At 57.1% G+C, this 340-nt stretch carries 1 protein-coding gene; it reads left to right on the forward strand.

Features of this window, described 5'->3' with window-relative positions:
• Positions 1–20: 20 nt before the first annotated feature.
• Positions 21–340: OsmC family protein (locus tag C4K88_RS18045; protein ID WP_241522037.1), on the forward strand; the 320-nt coding region annotated here is incomplete at its 3' end.

Genomic DNA, 340 nt, shown 5'->3' on the forward strand with positions numbered 1-340 from the left:
TCGTACTAGGTGACACGGCCTTGGCGCGCGGCTTTGTCATCGACGCGGACGAACCGGCAGAATTGCTCGGTACCGACACGGCCGCTAATCCACAAGAATTGATCCTGGCTGCGTTGAACGCATGCATGACTGCAACCTACGCGGCAAATGCGGCGGCAATGAACATCGAGTTGCAATCGCTGACTATCCGCACGAAGGGAAGCCTCGATCTGAGAGGTTTTCTTGGAATCGATCCTGGGATCAATCCAGGGTACGACCAGGTCGAGTATGAGGTCGAAATGGAGTCGTCGGCGGATTCGGCGGCGCTGAAAGCATTGCACGCGCAGGTGCAGCGAACATC

It is taken from the genome of Arthrobacter pityocampae (genome assembly GCF_002927275.1).
GTDB lineage: Bacteria > Actinomycetota > Actinomycetes > Actinomycetales > Micrococcaceae > Arthrobacter_D > Arthrobacter_D pityocampae.